General features: G+C 58.9%; 18 protein-coding genes. 8 read left to right on the forward strand and 10 right to left on the reverse strand.

Features of this window, described 5'->3' with window-relative positions:
- Positions 1 to 421: 421 nt before the first annotated feature.
- Positions 422 to 1,456, reverse strand: coding sequence for an IS630 family transposase (locus HN018_RS03845; RefSeq protein ID WP_171837663.1), 1,035 nt, complete (start codon positions 1,454 to 1,456; stop codon positions 422 to 424).
- Positions 1,457 to 1,733: 277 nt separating this feature from the next.
- On the opposite strand from HN018_RS03845, the gene HN018_RS03850 reads away from it, so the two are divergent.
- Entirely contained in the window at positions 1,734 to 2,552 is an 819-nt protein-coding gene (locus HN018_RS03850) for an IS5 family transposase (protein WP_171837629.1), read from the forward strand.
- Between the two features lie 178 nt (positions 2,553 to 2,730).
- On the opposite strand, the gene HN018_RS03855 is transcribed toward HN018_RS03850, so the two are convergent.
- The 5 genes from HN018_RS03855 to HN018_RS03875 all read right to left on the reverse strand — a co-directional run bounded on the left by HN018_RS03855 (position 2,731) and on the right by HN018_RS03875 (position 5,832).
- Positions 2,731 to 3,147, reverse strand: coding sequence for a TIGR01244 family sulfur transferase (locus HN018_RS03855; protein ID WP_171837621.1), 417 nt, complete (start codon positions 3,145 to 3,147; stop codon positions 2,731 to 2,733).
- A gap of 9 nt (positions 3,148 to 3,156) precedes the next feature.
- Complete coding sequence (locus HN018_RS03860) at positions 3,157 to 3,612, reverse strand: DUF6691 family protein (RefSeq protein WP_171837622.1); 456 nt, start codon at positions 3,610 to 3,612, stop codon at positions 3,157 to 3,159.
- Positions 3,609 to 4,052 carry a YeeE/YedE family protein gene (locus tag HN018_RS03865; protein WP_338034008.1) on the reverse strand — a complete coding sequence of 148 codons (444 nt, stop codon included), beginning with the start codon at positions 4,050 to 4,052 and terminating at the stop codon, positions 3,609 to 3,611. Before HN018_RS03865 ends, HN018_RS03860 begins: the two co-directional genes overlap by 4 nt.
- Positions 4,052 to 4,978 (reverse strand): MBL fold metallo-hydrolase, encoded by a 927-nt coding sequence (locus HN018_RS03870; RefSeq protein WP_171837623.1) that lies wholly within the window; start codon positions 4,976 to 4,978, stop codon positions 4,052 to 4,054. Before HN018_RS03870 ends, HN018_RS03865 begins: the two co-directional genes overlap by 1 nt.
- 224 nt (positions 4,979 to 5,202) lie before the next feature.
- Positions 5,203 to 5,832 (reverse strand): TetR/AcrR family transcriptional regulator, encoded by a 630-nt coding sequence (locus HN018_RS03875; protein ID WP_171837624.1) that lies wholly within the window; start codon positions 5,830 to 5,832, stop codon positions 5,203 to 5,205.
- A gap of 392 nt (positions 5,833 to 6,224) precedes the next feature.
- Here HN018_RS03875 and HN018_RS03880 point away from each other — a divergent pair, with 392 nt between their 5' ends.
- From HN018_RS03880 to HN018_RS28580, 4 genes are all read left to right on the forward strand, one after another.
- Complete coding sequence (locus tag HN018_RS03880; RefSeq protein WP_171837625.1) at positions 6,225 to 6,971, forward strand: SDR family oxidoreductase; 747 nt, start codon at positions 6,225 to 6,227, stop codon at positions 6,969 to 6,971.
- Between the two features lie 87 nt (positions 6,972 to 7,058).
- Complete coding sequence (locus HN018_RS03885) at positions 7,059 to 8,078, forward strand: zinc-dependent alcohol dehydrogenase family protein (RefSeq protein WP_171837626.1); 1,020 nt, start codon at positions 7,059 to 7,061, stop codon at positions 8,076 to 8,078.
- Positions 8,079 to 8,117: 39 nt separating this feature from the next.
- Positions 8,118 to 9,011: a haloalkane dehalogenase gene (locus HN018_RS03890; protein WP_171837627.1), complete on the forward strand. Its 894-nt coding sequence runs from the start codon at positions 8,118 to 8,120 to the stop codon at positions 9,009 to 9,011.
- A gap of 414 nt (positions 9,012 to 9,425) precedes the next feature.
- The gene (locus tag HN018_RS28580) at positions 9,426 to 9,674 is read left to right on the forward strand and encodes an SDR family oxidoreductase (protein WP_239479000.1); all 249 of its coding nucleotides are present in this window, start codon (positions 9,426 to 9,428) and stop codon (positions 9,672 to 9,674) included.
- 106 nt (positions 9,675 to 9,780) lie between these two features.
- On the opposite strand, the gene HN018_RS29350 is transcribed toward HN018_RS28580, so the two are convergent.
- A complete protein-coding gene (locus HN018_RS29350; RefSeq protein WP_408886746.1) occupies positions 9,781 to 10,266 on the reverse strand; it encodes an alcohol dehydrogenase catalytic domain-containing protein in 486 nt (161 codons plus the stop codon).
- A gap of 50 nt (positions 10,267 to 10,316) precedes the next feature.
- On the opposite strand from HN018_RS29350, the gene HN018_RS03900 reads away from it, so the two are divergent.
- The gene (locus HN018_RS03900) at positions 10,317 to 10,679 is read left to right on the forward strand and encodes a LysR substrate-binding domain-containing protein (protein WP_171837628.1); all 363 of its coding nucleotides are present in this window, start codon (positions 10,317 to 10,319) and stop codon (positions 10,677 to 10,679) included.
- A gap of 9 nt (positions 10,680 to 10,688) precedes the next feature.
- Here HN018_RS03900 and HN018_RS03905 read toward each other — a convergent pair whose 3' ends face one another.
- A complete protein-coding gene (locus tag HN018_RS03905) occupies positions 10,689 to 11,735 on the reverse strand; it encodes an IS30 family transposase (protein ID WP_172443453.1) in 1,047 nt (348 codons plus the stop codon).
- A gap of 48 nt (positions 11,736 to 11,783) precedes the next feature.
- On the opposite strand from HN018_RS03905, the gene HN018_RS29355 reads away from it, so the two are divergent.
- Positions 11,784 to 12,185, forward strand: coding sequence for a LysR substrate-binding domain-containing protein (locus tag HN018_RS29355; protein ID WP_172443454.1), 402 nt, complete (start codon positions 11,784 to 11,786; stop codon positions 12,183 to 12,185).
- A gap of 167 nt (positions 12,186 to 12,352) precedes the next feature.
- Here the strand turns inward: HN018_RS29355 and HN018_RS03915 are convergent, their stop codons facing one another.
- Positions 12,353 to 13,726, reverse strand: a complete 1,374-nt coding sequence (locus HN018_RS03915; protein ID WP_171837861.1) for a TonB-dependent receptor domain-containing protein — start codon at positions 13,724 to 13,726, stop codon at positions 12,353 to 12,355.
- A gap of 118 nt (positions 13,727 to 13,844) precedes the next feature.
- Between HN018_RS03915 and HN018_RS03920 the strand changes: the two genes are divergently transcribed.
- Complete coding sequence (locus HN018_RS03920) at positions 13,845 to 14,891, forward strand: IS30 family transposase (protein ID WP_172443453.1); 1,047 nt, start codon at positions 13,845 to 13,847, stop codon at positions 14,889 to 14,891.
- On the opposite strand, the gene HN018_RS03925 is transcribed toward HN018_RS03920, so the two are convergent.
- Entirely contained in the window at positions 14,798 to 16,273 is a 1,476-nt protein-coding gene (locus HN018_RS03925) for a TonB-dependent receptor plug domain-containing protein (protein WP_172443455.1), read from the reverse strand. The genes HN018_RS03920 and HN018_RS03925 overlap by 94 nt on opposite strands.
- Positions 16,274 to 16,365 lie beyond the last annotated feature (92 nt).

A 16,365-nucleotide genomic window follows, 5' to 3' on the forward strand; every position in this document is an offset into this window, starting at 1 on the left:
CCCACCACCCTACACCCGTTGGCCCGGCGTGGGTGTTCGCTCCGGAACTTGAATCCGCCCTGATTTAAAAACAAACAAATAAAAAATGGATCGGTAACTCTAATTCTTGATACCAGGCAGCTGCCGGTTACTGAGCATATGATTTGGATCGGTTATAGGATGGTTTCTATATGGCCGGCTTATTCCAGGCCGCTATGTCGACTGGTTTAGCACTGTCTGATGCTGACACGAGGCGACCTTCCTCAATCGTCGTCGCCTCAGTGCGCTGACCGTTCATCCAAGTCAGATAGGCTTTGTCGGTATCTGCTATGACGCCACCAAACCTCATGCGCCGCCCTCCCGACTTGCAACAAACCATCTCACCGACCGGGAAGTTTCTCATTTATTATCCTAAGGCATGTCATCGAAGTCTGCGTATTACTCAGCAGTCGGTGATATAAGCTACACTTGCCACTCTGAAGAATGAGCGCACCAGCTTGGGCATACGTTTGAGTTTGGCAAGCTGACCCTCGATCTTCTCGCCCAAGCTATCGCCCTTCCGCAATGGTGTTCTGGCTACACCGGTACGCTTGATGTGGCTCCACACGAGCTCGTCCGGGTTAAGATCGGGAGCGTAGCCGGGAAGAAAGTGAAGCGTCAGCATCCCGTTGGTTGATTGGATGTAGGCGTTCACGAGCTTTGTCTTGTGGGCTGGAAGACCATCGACTACGAGATGAACGGGCTTGCGGCGGTTACGCATCATCATCTTCAGTAGGACGATAAACAGCTCCGCGTTGAGGCCGCCCTGGTAGGTGCAATACCAGAACGCACCGCGAGCGTTGACGGCTGATGCCGCGCTGATCGACTGCCGTTGACCCGGGCGCTCGACAACCGGTGTTTGTCCCTTCTTGCCCCAGGTCTTCCCATGCACCGTATCGGCACGGAACCCCGATTCGTCCCAGAAGTAGATCTCGCCGCCCTCGCTTTTTGCTCTACTGGCAATAGAAGGAAACGTATCACGCTGCCACGTCTGGATGGCTTCAGGGTCGCGTTGATAAGCCCTCTGCAACGGCTTCTGCGGCGTGAGCTCCAGCCTCGCCAGTAGGGTGCCGACTGCCGTCAAGCCAATTTTGATGCCGAACTTCTCCTCGATCAAAGCGGAGATCATGGAGCGCGTCCAAAGACCGAAATCCAGACCATACTGACGAGGATCTTTCCCATTGACCCAAAGGAACACCTGCTGCTCCTGACTTGGCGTCAGACTGCGCGGCGGGCCCAGAGACTTTGTCGAATGCAGCGCCTCATCTCCCAGTTCAGGCGTTGACGCTGCTCTGAGCCATTTGTAGATCGTGGTCCGGCAGAAGCCATACGACGCTACGACAGAGGACGGCCGTTCACCGTCGCGAACGCGTTCAACTGCCATCAGCCGTATGGCTTCCAGCGTCCCATGATCAAAAGTTCGGCCATCTCTCTTCATGCCTGACCGTATCAAATGGCAGATACTAGTACAAGGGATTGTAGCCTATGTCACCGACTTGTGAGTAACATATAATCAAAGTTAGGTAAGTCGTTCAGGGTGAACACATTTTTTGCAACTTTTCCGTGTTGCTTAGGCGTTGAGACACTACTATTACGAGCGTTTGTTTATGTATTATTGCATATGCGATGATCGTGCTTTATTTAGAAACACGATTTTCAGTCATCGCAGCCCTAGAGGGTGTTACGTACTTCTGCGAGGCTGCGGTCTAATGGAGATGGATGTCTCCCGTGCTGCCTCGCAAGCCCTACCAGCTGACGTCAGCGACCAGGAATGGTCACTGGTTGTCCCGAATCTGACGCTGATGACGGAGGCGGCCCCGCAGCCTGAGCACTCCCTGCAGGAACTGTTCAACGCCCTGCGCTACGTGATTCGCTACGGCATCGCCTGGCGCGCCATGCCGAATGATTTCCCGCCGTGGGCGGCGGTGTATCAGCAGTCCCAGCGTTGGCTGGCAGCGGGATGTTTCGAGATGCTGGCGCAGGACTTGCGGGCACTGCTGCGGCGGGCTTGCGGCCGGCGGGAAGAGCCGAGTGCTGCGATCATCGACAGCCGCACCCTGCGTTCGACACCGGAAAGCGGCACCCGCGCTGGCTACGATGGGGCCAAGCGCAAACGCGGGTCGAAGGTGCATCTGGCGGTGGACACGCTCGGCCACCTGCTGGCGTTGCACGTCACACCGGCCGATGTCGGTGACCGGGCTGCGGTCACGCGTCTTGCCGCCGAGATCCAGGACGCGACTGGCGACAGCGTCAGTCTTGCCTATGTCGACCAGGGTTATACTGGCAAGGTCGCGGCGAAGGCGGCGGCCGCCGAAGGCATCCAGTTGCATGTCGTCAAACTGCCAGAGGCAAAGCGTGGTTTCGTCTTGTTGCCCCGACGCTGGGTCGTCGAAAGATCCTTTGCCTGGGCCACACGCTGCCGTCGGCTAGTCAAGGATTACGAACGCTATGCCACAACCCTCGCCGGCTTCCACGTGATCGCTTTCGTCGGATACATGTTCAAGCAGGCCGCAGACCTTATGAAAAGTGCATAACACCCTCTAGAGTCACGCCGCACGGAGGTCCGCTTGGCGCGGCTAGGCCAACCCGTCGCGGCGCACAGGCCTCCCGTCCCAATCAACGGACGGCAGCATCGTCGCCTCGAGAAACCAGCCGGCCCAGCTGGGCGTAGAGTTCGCCGTCGCGGGCCTCCTGGCCAATCATTAATGTAGGTTAAGCGACCAGCCGCGATTTGATGGCGCTGAGGTCAAAGCCAGCGTCAGCGCTCGCTTTCATGAGCATTTCGGGCGACGTCTCGCCAACTTGAGAAAGGGCCCACATCATCGCCGCCCGCGTTCCGGTCCTGCAATAACCAAGAACCGGACCCGGCGATTTCGAAATTGCAGCGCGCATCTGCGCGATATCGCTCTCATCGATGCCGATGGCGGTAGTGACGGGGATGTGGGCGAAGTCCAGACCGTGGCTTTGGGCGATGGCCTCCATATCCTCGGCGCTAGGCTGGTCGGCGTCTTCCGCGTCGGGCCGACTGTCGATGATCGTGCGGAACCCCGCATCGGCTGCCGCGGCGACATCGGCTGCGGAGAGTTGCGGCGAGGCCGAAAACGAAGCCGAAAGGCGCTTGAAGGTCATGGCAGTCTCCTAGGTCGTCCGAGCATTGGTCGGCAAAAGGCGGTGGGCCGCGCGCCATGAGTCGAGTCGCTGAATTGCCATTCCAAGCAGCATCGGGGCGACGAAGATCAGGGCTGAGCGTGGTTTGATTGCGAAATCGGCGATCGCCGGGCCGGGACATAGACCGGACAGGCCCCAGCCGATGCCGAAGATCGCCGCGCCTGCAATCAGGCGGAAGTCGACCAGTCGTGTCGACGGAAGTACGAAGGCCTCGGCGTAGATGGGTTTTTGCATCTTGGACTCGAGCATCCAAGCCACCGCCATGACACCCACCGCTCCACCCATGACGAAAGCCAGGGTCGGATCCCAGTGACCGAAGACATCAAGGAAGCCGCGAATGCGCGCGGGATCGACCATGCCCGAAACGGCAAGGCCGGCGCCGAAGAGCGTACCCGACAACAGAGCGATGAGAACATTGCGGATCATGCCGCTACGCCCAGCAGATGCATGAGAGCAACGGTGGCTATTCCGGCGATCATAAAGACCGCTGTCGCCACAATCGAGCGGAGGGACCGTCGGGATACCCCGCACACCCCGTGGCCGCTGGTGCATCCGTTGCCGAGGCGCGTGCCAAAGCCGACCACAAGGCCGCCGACAGCCAGGATGGCGGGACTACCGGGGAGGTGCGTCTCGACCGGTCCGACAATCGCTGCGATGAGCGCCGCGCCAAGCGGCAATCCCACCACGAAGGCCATCGCCCAGGACCACGGCGCGCCATCGGCGGCTAGTCCAGACGCCCGCGCGGCCATGCCACTAACGCCAGCGATACGACCGAGCCCTAATAGCATCAGTGCTGACGCCAGGCCGATCATTGCGCCACCAATTAGCCCCTGCAAGGGCATCGCTGTTGGGCCGACACCGGTCATCACAGCGCGTCCAGCGGGATTTTCAGGAAGCGGGCCCCGTTCGACTCGGGGTCCGGTAGATGGCCGCCGCGCATATTCACCTGGATCGACGGAATGATCAGCTTTGGCATGCTCAAGGTCGCGTCGCGCGCGTTACGCATCGCCACAAAGTCATCCTCAAGGACGCCCTCATGGACCTGGACATTGCTGGACCGTTGCGCGCCGACCGTTGTCTCCCAGACAAACTGCTCACGCCCGACAGCCTTGTAGTCGTGACAGAGAAAGAGCCGCGTCTCGGGTGGCAGGCTCAAAAGCCGTCGGATGGAACGGAAGAGCTGGCGGGAATCTCCGCCAGGAAAATCGGCCCGCGCCGTGCCGTAGTCCGGCATGAATAAAGTGTCGCCGGTGAATACCGCGTCGCCGATGACATAGGCCAGATCGGCAGGGGTGTGCCCGGGAACGTGGAGGGCCATCGCCTGCATATCGCCGACCATGAAGTGGTCACCATCGTCAAACAGCCGATCAAACTCTGACCCGTCGCGCGCGAACTCTGTTCCGGCGTTGAAGATTTTGCCGAAGACATTTTGGACGTGGATGATTTCGCGGCCAATCGCCAACTGTCCGCCAAGTTCCGCCTTCAGGTAGGGGGCGGCGCTAAGGTGATCCGCGTGAGCGTGCGTCTCCAAAACCCAGCCCACGGTCAGGCCTTCAGTCTTTACGTAGGAGATGATCTTGTCGGCGGATTTACGGGAGATCCGTCCTGACGCCACGTCGAAATCCAGCACGCTATCAATGATGACGGCAGACCGAGTCGCAGGGTCATGGATGACGTAAGACGCTGTGTTGGTGGCCTCGTCGAAGAAGCTTTCGACGATCGGCGCAGTCCCCCGGCCCGCTCGGACGCCGCAGATCAACGCTGACGCTTGGGCTAAATGGTGATCAGACATGGATTTCCACCTTTCATCGCGGCTAGTTTTAGCAAGGCTATGTTTTCCCGTCGGACTGGATTCGTCCCATGGCCGCCTAGCGCCCCAAGCGGCCATTGTACTTCCTCCGGAACCGAGACGCTCGAACCTTCCGCGCTTCTAAGCGCCGAAGCTTTGATTGGAGCGGGAGGTCACCGCGTGCCAAATGCCGCCAGCAGTCGGTTCGACAGCCTCGACATCCAGCATCAACTTTCTAGCGCGGCCGTTTCACGCGGCAAAAGGACAAAGTCTACCGCGTCCTCGGCATCTCTAAGAAGCGTCTTGCGCGGCGCGCCCATCTGCGCACGCATGGTCAGACCGCGGGCAAGGTCCATGACCTGGATCGCGCGAGCGGATGCGGGAAAATCAGGTGGCACTTCTCCCGCGCTGACTCCGTCACGAAAGCGGCGTTCCACTTGCGCCGCGCCGGCAGCCGCGACGTCCTGCACGAACTGTCGGACCTCTGCATCGTTCACGAGCGGCGCAACGCACACAACCAGACAACCCGGCGCTGATCCCTCCACAGTCGCACTGTCTACCACGTGTCGCAGGAAGCCGGCGAGCGAGGCGCGAAGAGTCTGCGGCGAGAAGAGTGCTTTCGCGGCAAGAGCACCGTACTCCTCGGCGTACGCCCGAATGGCGCGCAGAAATATCGTCCGCTTGTCCCCGAAGATCGAATAGAGGCTCGGCCGTCCTACGCCCATCCCGGCGACGAGATCGTCGATCGTCACGCCGTCATAGCCCTTCGACCGGAAGATCTGGATCGCCTTTTCCAAAGCCTGCCTCTCATCGAAGCTGCGTGGCCGACCGCGCAATCTAGCGGTGTTCTGTACCATTGGGTTCACATATCCTTGATCAACGCTATCTCAGCATTATCTAACCATATCGTTCGCAATTAGCAAGCCTACGTTAAAACGAAGGCGTCTCGGCTCGACCGTCCCCTCAGCCTGTGAGGCCAAAGGCATATTCGATCGCACTTACCACAGACATGTCAGGCGACGATATTCCGTGCCTGAGCCCAATTTCGAGGAGGCCGGCGGAGAGCGGCGAATTGACCGCCGCGGCTTGAAGCAGCACTCGATGGCGGATCAACTTGATCGTTCGAGTGCTGTCCGAGGATAACTGAATGGATAGTTCGAAAACGTCTTGACCGGGTCCAGCTGCTGATTTACATATGAAGTAGTTCTAAACCAGATAGACGCCGCTGGCGCTGCTAAGGAGAATTCGGATGAAGCGCTACCAAGGTAAAAAGGTTGTCATCATTGGGGGCACCAGCGGCATAGGGCTCACCACGGCAAAGATGCTCGTTGACGGAGGCGCCCGCGTTCTTTTGACGGGGCGCTCACCAAGCAGCCTTGAGAAGGCGCAGAAAGAGCTGGGTGACGGCGCAGTGGCACTTTCGAGCGATGCCGGATTATTGGCAGATATCGACACCCTCGCCGCTCGCGTTAGGGCCGAGTTCGAAACAATCGACCTGCTCTTCGTCAACCCTGGAGTCGGGGTCTTCGCGCCTTTCGCGCATACCAGTGAGGCTATGTATGACGAAGTGTTCGACTTGAACACAAAGGGATCGTTCTTCGCGGTCCAAAAGCCGGCGCCGTTGATCAACCGGGGCGGTTCGGTCGTCCTCACAACCGCGATCTCCAACGTCAAGGGAATGCCGATGCTGGCCGCCTCTGGAGCGAGCAAGGCAGCGCTACGATCCTTCGCTCGGGCGTTTGCCGGCGAACTCGCTCCTCAGGGCGTCCGCGTCAATGCGGTGTCACCTGGCCCGATCGACACGCCAAGCTGGAGCAAGTCGTTTCCCGACAAGGAAATGGCGGCCCAGGTGACAGTGCAGATGAGCGAAGCCAATCCGATGAAACGCTTGGGCACGTCGGAGGAAGTCGCCAGGGCGGTCCTCTTCCTCGCGTTCGACGCGACCTACACGACCGGCGCCGAGCTTCCGGTCGACGGCGGTCAGTCGCAATTCTGACGCGACACTTACCAAATCGAACCCACTCCACTCGATTGGGCGTTCGACCTCAGTGCGAAAGACGCCAAAGCAAAAGGGACTCATAAGATGAAAGCGTTCAATATAATCGAAACTGGTAAAGGTCTGGACAGCTGGAGCCGGGTTGATCTTCCCGATCCCACGCCCGGTCCCGGCCAGGTCTTGATTCGGGTCAAAGCCGTGTCATTGAACACTCGAGACCTGATGGTGATCAGTGGATACTTTCCCATCCCTCCAAAAGAGAATGCGATTCCGGTTTCTGATGGAGCGGGAGAGATAGTTGCAGTGGGTGCGGGTGTAACGCGTTGGAACGTCGGCGACCGCGTTTTTGGTTCCTACTATCAGCATTGGCAGAACGGGCAATTTCCAGCCGATGCGGAGCTTCATGGCTTGGGCGGCCCGCTTGAAGGCATGCTGGCTGAACTCGTGACGCTTCCCGAGTCCGGGGTCATTCGCGTTCCGGATCACCTCAGCTACGAAGAGGCATCGACACTTCCTGTTGCTGCACTGACAGCCTGGAACGCCGTGATGGAGTCCATGCCCCGCACGACCCCCGGGGCGATAGTGCTGACACTGGGAACCGGCGGCGTATCGCTGTTTGCAATTCAGTTCGCATTAGCCAGCGGGCTCCAAGTGATCGCGACGACCTCAAGCCCTGCCAAAGCAGAGCGTCTTCGGTCTTTGGGCGTCTGGGACGTCATCAACTATAACGAGACTCCGGACTGGGAGCAGGAAGTCCTGCGACTGACAAACGGCCAGGGCGTCGATCAGGTTATCGAGGTTGGTGGAACCGGAACGCTGCCGAAGTCTCTCAAGTCCGTCCGATCCGGGGGGCTTGTAAACCTGATCGGACTTCTCACCGGGTTCAACGAACCGATCGATACCTCGCCGATCCTCTTCAATAAGATCCGGCTTCAAGGATCGGGGGTCGGGCCGGTCCAAATGGCAGAAGCGATGGCACGCACGATCAGTGCAATAAAGCTCAAGCCTGTAATTGCCGAGGTATTCGGGTTCGAGCAGGCAAAGGATGCTTTGGCTAAGCTCCAGGACTCAGCGACCTTCGGAAAGATTGTCGTTCGGCTTGACTAAAGCAACACCGAAAACCTCTCAAGTCTAAAGGAGAGCACGATGCACCTGACTGATGCACCCTTCGCTGAGAAGAAGTTCATGACCGTCAATGGTCAACGCATGGCCTATATCGACGAGGGCGAAGGCGACGCCATTGTCTTTTCGCACGGCAATCCAACCTCGTCCTATCTCTGGCGCAACATTATGCCGGCGGTTAAGGGCATGGGACGGTTGATCGCCGCCGATCTGATTGGCCAGGGGGATTCGGACAAGCTCCCGAATTCGGGGCCTGACAGCTATAGCTTTGCCGAACAGAGGAGCTACATCCATGCGTTGTGGGACAAGCTCGATCTGGGCGACAATATCATCTTCGTCATCCACGATTGGGGCTCGGCGCTCGCCTTCGACTACATGAGCAAGCACTCCGATCGGGTCCAGGGCATTGCCTACATGGAATCGATCGTGATGCCGCTCGAATGGGCCGACTTCGGCGAAAACGTCCGTCCGGCGTTCCAGGCACTGCGTTCACCCGCCGGCGACACCATGGTCCTGCAGGACAATATCTTCGTGGAGCAGTTGCTTTTGGGAATGGGCCGCCCGCTTTCCGATGCCGTGAAGGCCGAATATCGCCGTCCGTTCCTGAACCCGGGCGAAGATCGGCGGCCCACATTGAGCTGGCCGCGCCAGCTTCCTATCGCGGGCGAGCCGGCCGATGTGGTCGAAGCCGTAAACGCATACTCGCAATGGTTGGCGACGACCCTCGTGCCAAAGCTCTACTTCCACGCGACTCCCGGAATCATCGACCAGAATCCGAACCAGGTCGCGTTTTGCCGGACCTTTGCCAATCAGGAAGAAATTCAAGTGCAGGGCGCCCATTTTATCCCCGAAGACGATCCCGAAACCGTCGCTCCAGGCGTGGCCGCTTTTGTCCGTCGGCTGCGGGGAATTACCTGACGTCGGCTCTTACTCAAGAGCATGGCAGAGTTCAGGAGTTGCCTGTTAGCGGGACTTATCCTGGACTCGGCACTCGCCGATTTCGGATCAGCTTGGAGATTATGACGGCCGGATTGCCTCATCGCTATGCCCTAATCATCGGTGCCGGGCCGGGGATCAGCGCATCGCTTACGTTGCGCTTCTCGCAGCTTGGCGTGCAAATCGGCCTGGCGCCTCGCAATGCTGCCTAGCTGCCGGCGCAGAAGACGGGAGCCGCTGCCTTTGCAGTAGACGCCTCGAAACCTGATCAGTTGGCCCGGCTGTTCCTCAATATCGATCGACAGGTCGCGGCACCCGATGTTGTGATTTATAACGCCAGCGCGCGTACCCGGCCCGCTGGCGAGCGTCGATCCCGCCGCGGTCGAGCAAGCAATCATGGTTAGTGCATTTGGGGCCTTTTTTGCTGCCCAGCAGGCTGCCGAACGCATGGAGCCAAACGGGCCCGACGCGATATTCTTTACCGACGCGAGTGCCGGCACAAAAGGCTTCGCACAATCAGCGGAATTCGCCATCGGCAAGCTCGGAATGCGCGCACTCGCTCAGAGCGCGGCACGAGAAGTGGGCCCGAAGGGGATAGACGTCGCCCACTTCAACATCGACGGATGCGTCCGCTCCTTGCGGTGACCCAACCCGAGAGATCAGCCCGACAGCACGCTCGATCCCGACGCCATCGCCCAGATCTATATCGACGTCCTTGTCCAGCCGAGAAACGCCCGGTCGCACGAACTTGTCAAGCCGCACTGCGGAGATCGACATGCCGCCGTTTCCCAATGTCAAGATGGACCGGCCGGGCTGGATCATATGAAGACCTCCAAGGGCAAGCCTCGAGTGCGCCATGGCCGTCCATCTCGGACCCCGCCGGCTGCGGGCCGCCAAAGCGGCGGCGGTGAAAACTGCTGATCACGCGATCCCCTGGCTGGAAGATCCGCACGCTCTCTCCAATGGCGACCATTTCGGCGGCAGCATCGCTTGTCGGAATGTATCCGACCTCCGACGGCGAAGGGTAGATGCCGAACGGCATCGCGATGTCGCGATAATTGAGCGAAACCGCCCACACTCGCAGAAGCACTTCGCCCCATTGCGGTGAGTGAGTCGGCTCTTCGTGGAGGCGTAGACCCTCTAGGCCCCGGAATTCATCGACCCGCCAAACACGCGTGGGAAAGACCTCTCGATTGTTGGATCTTCGTATATTAAAAGTAGTGGCGATGGCTAACATGGGGCGGGAAGTATTTCACCTGCAGTTTGGGGTTTGCAGTCGATGAAGCGATGCAAGCGCTCAACAAGGCTCCGCGTGGCCGCTCGCGCGTCAATGCTCCTGTGACGTTTGGCACCTTTTGCCTAGCACCCCTCGTGGGCCGCTACCTCGACAAATTTCCCGAGATCGAAGTGGAACTGATTCTGTCCCACCGTTTCATCGACACCGTCGGAGAAGACTTCGACATCGTTCTGCGGTTGGGGGCCTTTCAGGACACGACGCTGGGCGCTCGTTCGATTGCTCCCCACCGCGCCATTGCCTGCGCGGCCTCCGATTACCTCAGGCGTCGCGGTATACCGAAGCAGCCGAAAGACCTTACCGCTCAGGATTGTCTCGGCTTCGTGGCCTCCTCAGGCCTGGCGGAGACCAAATAGTGGGCGGATTCAAGTTCCGGAGCGAACACCCACGCCGAAGACTTTGTTTACACCAGCCTGCCCGGCCAGCAACATGCTGAATTGCTCGCTTGGCGTCGCGTAGTCGAGCGTCTTTCGAGGACGGCTATTCAGGCTGTCGGCAACGATGTCGAGATCGTCCTGATCCAAGCCCGACAGAGCCGTGCCTTTCGGGAAATACTGGCGCAGCAGACCATTGGTGTTTTCGTTGGAGCCACGCTGCCAAGGTGAGTGAGGGTCGGCGAAGAAGATCCTCATGCCAGTGCTCAGCGCCACGCTTTCGTGCTGTGCCATTTCCTTGCCTTGGTCGTAGGTCAGCGTCTTGCGCAAAGATGCGGGAATGGCATTCAGCGCGCCGGAGAAAGCGCTCGCCACCACATCGGACTTGCGCGTAGGCATGTGCACCAGCACCACAAAGCGGCTTGTCCGCTCGACCAACGTGCCGATGGCACTCGCTCCGCCGGTGCCCAGAATAAGATCGCCTTCCCAATGGCCCGGGACCAGCCGGCCCTCGATTTCCTCAGGTCGTTCCTTGATGTTGGTCATGTTGCAAAGTTTGCCGCGGCGTTCGCTGCCCTTTGGCTTGCGGCCGCGCATTGGCTTGTCCTGTCGCAAATACGAGATCAGCTCACGGCGTAGTTCACCGCGCGGCAAGGCGTAAATCGCCGTGTAGATTGCCTCGTGCGATACCGACAGACCAGGTGGCTGCTCCGTTCCCGCCTCCATCCGCTTACGCCTGCCCGATATCTGCTCGGGGGACCAACCCAGACGCAAAAGCCCCGCCACACGGCCGAACAGCTCACCATCATGCGCCAGAACAGGCCTGCGTCCAGTCAGGCGACGATCTGCCTCGGCCTGCGTCGCCGCAGCCTGCGCCCGGTAGGAGGTCGCGCCGCCATGCCGATTGATCTCGTCCGAAATCATGCCCGCAGAGCGATCCAAGTCGCGTGCAATCGCCCGCACGCCCCAGCTATCACAAAGGCGAACCTCGATCATCGATCGATCAAACACCGTTAGCTTACGTCGTTGCCCTGCCATCCCACCACCCTACACCCGTTGGCCCGGCGTGGGTGTTCGCTCCGGAACTTGAATCCGCCGTGGTTTACGCACGATGGCGAGACACGGACGGTTAAGGTTGGTGGGCGGTATCATGTGAACGACGCACGAGTGCTGCGCGACGCAGCCATCACCGGCTGGGGCATCATCATCCAAGGCGAGCGCCTCGTCGCCGGGGACTTGGCGTCCGGCCGGCTGGTGCGCGTCCTCCCAGATCGGGACGGGGAGGTTAGGCCGATGCATCTCTTGTTCCCTGCGGCGCGACCGCTCACATCGAAGCTGAGATCATTTGTCGATCTCGTGGCCCAAGAGTTCGGCTGGCAATGTCTGCGGCTCTTATCCGGAAGCGGTCTTAATCTCGGAGCCGCAAGCGATTGCGGACTGGATTCGGGCAACTGGAGTTGGGGTTGCCCTACGAACTCCTTCAACTGACCGCACCGACAGGCTGCTCAGAACTCCTCAAGAATGCTACGGAGCTGGAGCGAGTTCCTTTTCCGCTAGTCGATTCGAGCTTTGCCAAGCTCCGCCGCAGGTGAACGATAGTAATCACCTGCCTTTCAGGAAAGATCAAGTTCCGCAAATAGTATAGGACCTGGCCTTTAAAACCGAATACCAGCTTTGAAGTAGTAGTAGCGGCCCAGATAATCGTAGCTGTTTGTCAAAGAGTTCGTTGAACCATCATAATAGAATGGCGGATCACGATCGAACATGTTGTCGATACCGGCAACGAGGGTGACCGTGTGCTTTCCAGCTACCTTCAAAGCGTAGCTGCCTACAATATCGTGGTAGACTATTGCGCCGACGCTGCCGCCATAGCTCGTATCGGCCGGCTGGCCCGGCGACACGTAGTTGCTCGACGGACCAATATAGCGGACGGTCCATTGGAAGGACCATTTTGGCTGGACATAGGCAATACTGCTTGTCGACTTGAAGCGGGTAAAGGCCTGCGGCGTGGTTGTCGAGATAATGGCCCCGGCATCCTGGCGAATCTCGCCATCGGGCAGCTGTTCCGTATAGTTGAGAAGCAACGTATCCAGGTTGCTGAACTCGAGCCGCCCGGCCCAGTTCGGCAGTCCGAGCCGGCTGAGCTTAAGGTTGTAGTTCAACCCAAAATCGAGACCGTCGGTATTAACGAAGCCGGAATTAGCATTAACTGCGCTGACAGTTGACAGCTGGCCGCCACCACGTGGCCCAACCAGTAAGCACTGAGAGCTCGACAAGCCGGAGGAGGAGTAGCAGCTGTTGAGGATGGTCTGAGCATCCGGCGCGGTAATGTGATTGGCGATCTTGATCCGGTAGTAGTCGACCGTCATGGAGAGGTCCGGGATCCAGCGTGGCGTGATGATGGTTCCCAAATCGAGCTGCCTGGAGGTTTCTGGTTGCAGCCTCGGATTACCACCGACATAGGTGTAAAGTTGGGTTTGCTGCTGCACGAAGTTTGCCGGCGTCAAGCCTGCAGTTGACAGCACTCTGTTGCAGTTCGCCGCGGCATTCGCGTTGCTACGACGCAACCCAACGTTGACGTCGCAGGGATCGTTGACGGTATTAGCCGCCTCGTACTCGCCTGCGTAGAGATCGGTAATGCTGGGAGCACGGAAGCCAATCCCGGTGTTGAAGCGGAACCGGATATCACGCGTCGGCGCATAGGCGACGGAAACGTTCCAAGTGGTAGCGCTGCCGAAGTTGCTGTAGTCGGAGTAGCGCGCAGCACCGTCTACCGAAAGATCCTTGGCAAGGAACATGTCCTTGAGCACCGGCACCTTGAACTCGAGATAACCCTCTTTAACGTTAAAGCTTCCCGCTGTCGGTGCCTGATCGAAATCACCGTCTCCACTGGTGATGACGCTGTCTGGAGCGTATTTTCCGGACTCATGACGCAGCTCGCCACCAATGGCGAAGCTGAACGGTCCTGCCGGAAGCTGCACGATTGGTCCGGTCACTTTACCATACCAGTAGTGTTGGCCGACATTCACCTTGTTCGTCTGGGTGAAGCCAATATAGCGAGCCTGCGCGGGGGTCAGTGTATTAGGACGGCGGATTCAAGTTCCGGAGCGAACACCCACGCCGGGCCAACGGGTGTAGGGTGGTGGGATGGCAGGGCAACGACGTAAGCTAACGGTGTTTGATCGATCGATGATCGAGGTTCGCCTTTGTGATAGCTGGGGCGTGCGGGCGATTGCACGCGACTTGGATCGCTCTGCGGGCATGATTTCGGACGAGATCAATCGGCATGGCGGCGCGACCTCCTACCGGGCGCAGGCTGCGGCGACGCAGGCCGAGGCAGATCGTCGCCTGACTGGACGCAGGCCTGTTCTGGCGCATGATGGTGAGCTGTTCGGCCGTGTGGCGGGGCTTTTGCGTCTGGGTTGGTCCCCCGAGCAGATATCGGGCAGGCGTAAGCGGATGGAGGCGGGAACGGAGCAGCCACCTGGTCTGTCGGTATCGCACGAGGCAATCTACACGGCGATTTACGCCTTGCCGCGCGGTGAACTACGCCGTGAGCTGATCTCGTATTTGCGACAGGACAAGCCAATGCGCGGCCGCAAGCCAAAGGGCAGCGAACGCCGCGGCAAACTTTGCAACATGACCAACATCAAGGAACGACCTGAGGAAATCGAGGGCCGGCTGGTCCCGGGCCATTGGGAAGGCGATCTTATTCTGGGCACCGGCGGAGCGAGTGCCATCGGCACGTTGGTCGAGCGGACAAGCCGCTTTGTGGTGCTGGTGCACATGCCTACGCGCAAGTCCGATGTGGTGGCGAGCGCTTTCTCCGGCGCGCTGAATGCCATTCCCGCATCTTTGCGCAAGACGCTGACCTACGACCAAGGCAAGGAAATGGCACAGCACGAAAGCGTGGCGCTGAGCACTGGCATGAGGATCTTCTTCGCCGACCCTCACTCACCTTGGCAGCGTGGCTCCAACGAAAACACCAATGGTCTGCTGCGCCAGTATTTCCCGAAAGGCACGGCTCTGTCGGGCTTGGATCAGGACGATCTCGACATCGTTGCCGACAGCCTGAATAGCCGTCCTCGAAAGACGCTCGACTACGCGACGCCAAGCGAGCAATTCAGCATGTTGCTGGCCGGGCAGGCTGGTGTAAACAAAGTCTTCGGCGTGGGTGTTCGCTCCGGAACTTGAATCCGCCGACCGAAAAAGTTACCCACGCTGCAACCTTGCATGGCATCGGCGGCACTGCAAGGCAGATACCCGCTTACCTGCAGGATGTGCGTCTGGTTGTATTGGTTGGTGAACGTAAACTTGTCGTTGGATGCTCCGTACTTGTATCCAGCTTCCCAATCAAAACGATTCAGGATCGTGCCGGAGAGGCCGATACCCAGCCGGTACGTTGAACCGCTTTCGTTATATTGCCGGTTGCCGACCTCCGCTCGCCGGGTACGATCGACGACATCTACGCCATAGGGATTGTAGGGGTTAGAGGCTGGGATGATGAAGCCATTGGGGTAACGATTAGTGACGATATCGCCACCTTCGGCGTCAGGGCCAAGTTGCTGCTGGGCATGATGGTCCGTAAACAGCTCATCAATGTTGAGATTGACGTTGGGCAGGATCTCGTAATGGCCAAGAGCGTTAAAGCTGCGTCGGTCAAGTTGCGTGCTTGAATAACCGTAGTCGTTCAGCAACAGGTCGTCTGTCACGGGGTTAAAGCGGCGAAAGACTCCGTTGCCGAACGCCCGATCGTTGATAGATGATCGTCCGGTGACAACGTCAAAAGCTGTCGGGTTCTGCACGAGGCCGCCCAGCGTGCGCGTACTGCCTAGGCTTTGCGAGCCGTCCGGGAGCGACTTGTTCTGTGACCAAGCCCGATTGTTCTGTGGCAGCGGATTGCGGTCGCTGTATTCGAAGTTGAAAAGCAGGTTGCCCTTGTCGAAGTTGTAGCCTGCAGTCCCGCTGAAGTCGTAGGATTGTGCGTCGTGCCGATCACTGATTCCCTCCTGAGCATTTATCATCACCCCGCTGAAATGCTTCTTCAATATGATGTTGACAACTCCGGCGATCGCATCCGAACCGTAGATTGCCGAGGCGCCGTCGCGCAAGATTTCAATATGATCAACTAAGGATACCGGAATATTGTTCAGGTCAACGGCGTTGACGGTGTCGGTACCGCTTGAGACCATCCTGTGTCCGTCAATCAGGACAAGCGTCCGTGTTACGCCGAGATTCCGTAATTCGACGAATGAGACACCCTCGCCGCCGCCATTCTGGTTGGAGTTCACCCCCTGCTGCCCAAACTCAGGGATCTTCTGCAGATACTGCTCCAGGGTGACTGTGTTCGAATCTTGTAGTTGCTTTGAGGTTATGACCGTGATTGGCGTGTTGCTTGACGTGTCCTGCCGGATTTGTGAGCCGGTCACCGTGACCTGTTCGGTCGGTTCTCCGATCTGCCCGGACGAGACGGGCGTCTGAGCTAGTGCCGTAGTCATCGGCAGGATCAACCTGCTTGCGGCCAGCGCCAGTCCCGCGGCGGTCATTCTCGAGGCAACAATCGGGCGGATACGCATCAAGGACTATCCTTTGTGCCTAAAACAAGCTTGCAGCCCTACCGGACGCCCGGTATCGAAAAGAAATTCAGACAGCGGAATGGCGGAGCCAG

The organism is Lichenicola cladoniae, assembly GCF_013201075.1.
GTDB classification, from domain to species: Bacteria; Pseudomonadota; Alphaproteobacteria; order Acetobacterales; family Acetobacteraceae; genus Lichenicola; species Lichenicola cladoniae.